This window comes from Rhizorhabdus sp. (assembly GCF_018006725.1).
Taxonomy (GTDB): Bacteria; Pseudomonadota; Alphaproteobacteria; order Sphingomonadales; family Sphingomonadaceae; genus Rhizorhabdus.
The window spans coordinates 1-6,047 of the sequence record NZ_JAGMXV010000251.1 but is presented as its reverse complement, the minus strand read 5'-3'; the positions used below and the strand labels follow the sequence as shown (position 1 = coordinate 6,047).

The 6,047-nt window shown below is 62.9% G+C and carries 4 protein-coding genes; all 4 read left to right on the top strand.

Annotated elements, in window-relative coordinates:
- Positions 1-113 precede the first annotated feature (113 nt).
- Positions 114-278 carry a hypothetical protein gene (locus tag KAY22_RS22890; protein ID WP_296625484.1) on the top strand — a complete coding sequence of 55 codons (165 nt, stop codon included), beginning with the start codon at positions 114-116 and terminating at the stop codon, positions 276-278.
- Positions 279-355: 77 nt separating this feature from the next.
- Positions 356-2,866 carry a helicase-related protein gene (locus KAY22_RS22885; RefSeq protein ID WP_296625483.1) on the top strand — a complete coding sequence of 837 codons (2,511 nt, stop codon included), beginning with the start codon at positions 356-358 and terminating at the stop codon, positions 2,864-2,866.
- Positions 2,863-3,741: a hypothetical protein gene (locus tag KAY22_RS22880; protein ID WP_029994277.1), complete on the top strand. Its 879-nt coding sequence runs from the start codon at positions 2,863-2,865 to the stop codon at positions 3,739-3,741. Before KAY22_RS22885 ends, KAY22_RS22880 begins: the two co-directional genes overlap by 4 nt.
- Positions 3,738-6,047 (top strand): hypothetical protein (locus tag KAY22_RS22875; RefSeq protein WP_296625482.1); only part of this gene is annotated, 2,310 nt, incomplete at its 3' end. The genes KAY22_RS22880 and KAY22_RS22875, both read left to right, overlap by 4 nt.

Sequence of the window (6,047 nt, the reverse complement as noted above, 5' to 3'; positions counted from 1 at the left end):
CGTCCAAGCTGCTCGCGACGATCGATCCGGCCATGCCAGTTTATGATTCCTGGGTCCGGATCAACATGGCGCTCTAGACCCGCACAGGTCCAGCTTTACAGAGGATACCGGCCTTGTGCGAAGACTATGCTCGCATTGCCGGCGCCTACGCCTGGATGATGGGACAAAGGGGATACGAGCGTATTCGCGCCGACTTCGATGAAGCTCTCCCGAACCTGCGCGATCTGAGTGACGTGAAGAAGATCGATCTTCTTCTCTGGCAGTCACGGACGTCGTGACGTGATGTCATGGGACTGTGAGTCCCGCCGTCGGTCGAGATTCCATTCTGGGTCGAGGCAGTTAAGATCGCTTGGGAGTGGTGGAGGGCGATTCGAGTTTGTCTGCAGCGCATAGCCCAGCTGGCCAGAATGGCGACGAGGACGACGCAACAGATTGGGTCGAACGCTCGATCGAGCGGTGTTTTCGCGCTTTGGCGTCGGCGGCGGCCGGCGCGGACCGGATTGCGCTCTTGCGCTCGCTGATCCGCCTGCGGGGCGGCCGCATTGACCTGGCTGATTTGGATCTGTCGCTCACATTCGATGACTACGCGCTGCTCGGTCGGTTCGGCCTTGCCCGCACGAACTCGGATCAGTCGCTTCGACTTGTCGACGACGAGGATATTGACGGCCTCGACGGGTTGAGCGCCGCGTTACGGTTCGATCCCGCACCTCGGCATGTCTATGAGTCTGCGTCGCCGGACGGAGTCCTCTTACGGCTCACCAGTCACACACGTTATCGAACGGTCGCGCAAAAGGCCGCGACGCGGGCGCTGCTGACTCAACCGCCCGGCTCTGGTCTCATGGTCAGCATGCCGACCGGGTCGGGCAAGAGCCTGCTCTTTCAGATCTCGACCAACTTTGAACGCGAGGTTCAAGCCGGGGCCTGTGCGATCGTCATCACCCCAACGGTCGCGCTTGCGCTTGATCACGAGCGGACACTCTCCGGCATGCGAGGTCTCGAGGCCAGCAAAGCGCTGACGGGTGACACGCCGCCCACGGAATCCGAGGCGATCGTCAACGCGTTTAGACGCGGCGAAGTGCCGATCCTGCTGCTTTCCCCCGAAAAGGCTCTCGCGCCATCGCTTCTTGCTCATCTCGTCGAAGCTGCGACACCCCATTCCGTCGAGTACGGGCTCGAGGCGCGCCTCACGCATGTCTTCGTCGACGAGGCGCACATTATCGAAAGCTGGGGGCGAGGGTTTCGACCGGATTTCCAGCGGCTGCCCGCCCTCCTGGCGCGGCTGAGATCAGCGAACCCGAGCATTCGAGCGGTTCTGCTCTCGGCGACCTTACCCGATGCCTCGCGTGCGGTGCTTCGAGCGGGATGGCAGTTGGGCGGCGAGTGGCTCGAAGTCGATGCCCGCCTGCCAAGATATGAGCACGACATCGTCGTCTCGCATTTCGATTGGGAGAGTCAGCGTCGCGCGGCAGTCGATTATCTGATCGATCGCGCGCCCCGGCCCGCGATTGTCTACACGACGCAGATCGCTGACGCCGGTGAACTCGTTGCCAGGCTCAAAGACGCGGATCACGGCTATCGCCGGATCGAGCTGTTCACTGGCGACACCGGTGCGCAAGATCGCAGGCGAATTGTCCGGAGTTGGGCAAACGATGAAGTGGACCTTGTCGTAGCGACTTCGGCGTTCGGCATGGGAATCGACAAGCCGGACGTCCGCTCGGTGATTCACATGTGCCTGCCTGAAGGGCCTGCGCGCTGGTATCAGGAGATCGGCCGTGCATCGCGCGATAGCGGTCAGGGATTGGCGGCCTGCGTCTTCGTCGACGGCCCACAACAGAGCGACGTCAAGCAGGCCTATGGGCTCGCAACTTCCGGGTGGCTGACGCGCGACCTTGCTGAGCAGCGCTGGGCGGGATTGCTCAAGGCCGCAACAGACAAGCACTATGTCGGCCAGCATCTGCGCATGACCCTCGATTTGGATGCCTTTCGTGAGGGCCTTCGGCCCACGGCCGGTGACTGGAATCGCGGCTGGAACATGACCTTGTTGACGTTGATGCAGCGCGCCGGCGTATTGCGGGTCCTCTCGATCCCGACCGAAGGCGACCAGCCCGAATTCGCCTGGACGATCGAGGTGTGCGATCCTCGTGCGCTGAGCGGTGTCGATGATGAAGTGTGGCAACAAATCAGCGACATTCGCGACGGCGAACTGGCCGAGGCCAAAGCCGACCTCGACGCATTCGTGGCGGTGATGCGGCACCCAAAACGCGCCTGTGTCACGCGCACGGCCTTTGAGATCATCGAACCGCGATCCTTCGCCCCTCCATGTGGACGCTGCCCGTCCTGCCGCGACGGGGAAATCGCGCCGCCCGGGCACTTGGCTTCGGCGGGGCTCGAAAGGCGCTGGCCAACCGCGTCGATTCCGCGAACGAACTTGCCGCGTGAAGTTCTGCTTGTGTCGCCCGACGATGCCGATCTCGATAAGGGGTTCACTAAGCTCATCTCAAATATGACTGCTGCCGGTGTGGATCAAATAGTCGTGCCGGATGGATTGGCGCGCCGCACGGCTGACCTTATGTTGCAATCTTCGACACGACTGGGGCTCGTGCTCGAGACGCGTGAGTGGACGGGGGAAAATCAATTGGCGAACGTGCCGACGGCGGTCGTCCTGTCGCCTGATGTTCTTCAGGCGCAATTGGTGATCGATCGAGTAAACGAGTTCCGAAAGCAAAGTGCTGTTCCCATTCTGGTCGTGGCGCGGCCCGAACGCGAACTTCGCGGCCGTCGTCTCGATCAGAGCCTTTCGCGCTTCGCGCCCTACGGCGAAGATCAACTCTTGGCGCTGGCCGGCGTTGAAGAGGCTGCCGGATGAGCCTGCTGTCGAGCCCTCAAGGAACGCCGGAGCGAGTCTGGTCCCTGGTCGCCGGATTGTCCGCCCTTGGCGGCACGTCCCCGCGCGGACCATATGATGACCTTCTCAACCCCGGCTTCGAGCGCGATGGCGGGGAAGTGAAGGCGAAGTCTGCGCTCGCGGCGGACGCCCATAATGCGGCATTGAGTTTGGGTCTTGTCGAGACCGCCCGCGACCAGGTTTCGCTGTGCGCTCCGGCGCCGACCGACTTCGCCGCCTTTGCGGACCTGCTTCATGATCGGCTGGCCGGCTTAGAAGCAGACGACGCAGACACCGCGATCCTGGAGGGGTACGCTTGGATCGTAGCGGAGAGCGACCGCCAGGGCGGGGTTGAGTGGATCTATCAGACCGGTCGCGACGCATTCGCCGATCAAGCCAATTCCGGCCTATCGGGCAAAGAAATGAACACGACCCGGCTGCCGGCGTGGCGGCGGTGGCTTGCCTTTCTCGGGCTCGGCGTGACGATGCCTCACGACCGCAACGCCCCGGACTTCCCCTCTCCCGCGGCCCGGATGTTCCGCGAACTTGAGCGCAGTGGACTATCGGCAGGCACCCAATTGGGGGCGGGCGAGTTCGTCTCGCTCCTGGCGCGCCGCATGCCCTATTTAGACCGGGGAAGACTGTTCAATCAGGCCTGCCAGCGTATCTCCCACGCAACGAGTGGTGCGAGGCTGTCGCCGTTGCTCAGTTCGGCGCTTCGTGATCTGCATGACGATCAGTCCATCCGCCTGGTGCCGAGCGGAGACGCGGCGGAACGCGTTCGGCTGACCGCTGATGCCTCTCATCCGATCGACGCTTTCACCACGGTGATCCTCTTTCCCGGCGGCCCTGCATGAGCGCGGTCTCCGCCTGTTGGCGAGCGGAAGATGCTCGCGCGATCTTCGTCACCGAAGCACTGGAGGGCGATGACGCCATCTTCCTCGCGACACACACTCCCATCGAAGGGTTCGACGTCGCCGGCCGCGACGCGGCCGAGTTCCGTGGGCAGGACGAGCATGCCGTGCTCGAGACGCTGTCCGATCCAACGCGCGAACATGCTTTTTGCGTGGTTCAGGGCGAACCGGGATCCGGCAAATCCCACCTCATCCGGTGGATCTCGGTCAATTGGCCAGTCGCCACCGATATCAAGCTTCTGCTTCGCCGTGCGGACGGGAGCCTTGAAGGCGCGCTGACGCAATTGCGCGATCGACTCCCGAGCGAGTTTGCGCCCCTGTTCGACAATCTCGGGCAGCGCCAAAAGGCATCGCCCCGAGGCAGAGCAAACATTTTTCTGAGCACGCTTTCGAACACCCTCGAGCCAGGCCATTTCGACAAGGCGCTTCCCGACGAGGGCTGGTGCAAGCAGTTTGCGCCCGCCGAGTTGCTCGCTCACCCCAGCATCAGGGCAAGCTGGAAGGCACCGTCGCGCATTCTCGACTTGCTCGAAGGCGCGGGGGGCGAGCGGAATTCGGCGACCGCCTCGTTCGATCTCTTCGATATCCAGGAACTGGCCGACCTGTGTCCCCCGTTGCGCGGTCAGGCGTCGATAGCGCACAGCCAGGACCTTGCACGCCGGCTCGAGCGGGAATCTGATTCAATCCGGGCCTATCGCGATCAGCAATGGCTCGCGGACGAGTTGGCGGACGAGCATGGGGACCAGTTTCCGAACAGCATCGCCCTCATCAACGCGCTCAACCTCCGCCGCAACGACGCGATCCAGAACGTGCTGGGCGTGTCGGCGCAGGGCCTCAAGACGCTGTTTCGGCAAGTCCGCGAGGCTCTTGCTGATCGTGGGCAGCGGCTCGTTCTGCTGCTCGAAGACATCACCAGTTGGGAGGGTCTGGATGACAGTCTCATCGACGTGCTCGTCTTCAACGCCGCGGCTCGCGGCGAAGCCGATGAGAAGCCCGTCTGTCCCCTGATCTCTGTCGTGGGCGTAACGCCGGCCTATTACGACAAGTTGCAAGGCAACTACCGTCAGCGCATCACCCATGAAATTCGGCTTGGGCATGCGACTGACGGTCTTCAGGACGTGGCCACGCTGCGTGCCAGCGAGACGCGGCGCCAATTCGCCGTTCGCTATCTCTCTGCGGTTCGAGCGGGACCTGGGGCGCTCAATGAGTGGCTCGAGGAGGTTCGGTCGGGCCGAGAGGTTTCGCCACCCAATCGGTGCGATGCCTGCCCTCGGCAGGATACATGTTTTGCGACGTTCGGAGAGGAAGCGGGCGTCGGGCTCTTCCCGTTCACCGACCATGCCTTCGACCGCTTCTACGAGGCGCTCAAGGAGAACGACAATGGCCAGACGTGGAAGACCCCACGCGGGATCCTGCAGGCCATACTGAACCCCAACCTGCTGCAGCCTGAGAGCCTCGGTGCGGGAACATATCCTGGCAGTTTCATCGAGTCGGACGCCTTTCGCGCCGATCGCCGATCGGACCTGGCCCTCGTTCCGCGACTGGAGCAGATCGTCGATAATCAAATCGATGCTCCGGCCGAGCGATCGCGGATGCGTCGAATGCTCACCTATTGGGCCAATCCCACTCGCGCCGATACCGAAAGCGTCGATGGCGAACTCACCTTCGCGGGCGCCTGCCGGTCGATCTTCGAAGCGTTCGGATTGCCATGGATCGGCGGGAATGCGGCGGACATTTCGGCCGCGCCATGCGCTCCCCTGATTGTCCCACAACCCATTATCGCGCCGACGCCCGGGGGAGAGCCCGAGGAAACAGAGCCCGCCGCAACGCCGCGGCCTGGCACTCCATTGCGTCCCGCCCGCCCGGTTGTCACGGCGCCAAAGCCCAAACGGCTGATGCCGAACAAGAACGAGCTTGAGCAACTCCGGGAGCAAATTCGGACTTGGTCGACGAGCGGCACCATCGAAAATGGCGCCAAATGGAACGACATCCTCTACCTGATCGCGGAGCAGATCGATCCGCGGTCAATCCCCGTGACGCCGCCACTCTTCAGCAAGCTCATCACGCCTGAGATGGTGAAGTTGCAAGGCACGACCACCCGGAGCCTCGACTATTTCACGCTGCCGGCCGAACCGTGGGTTCGCAACGGCCTGGAGGCCTTCGTATCGCTCCGGCAGGACACGGGTATGACCCTGGCTGACGCCGAGTATAACCGGCGCAACCTCGCCACGATGATGCGCCGGTTATAC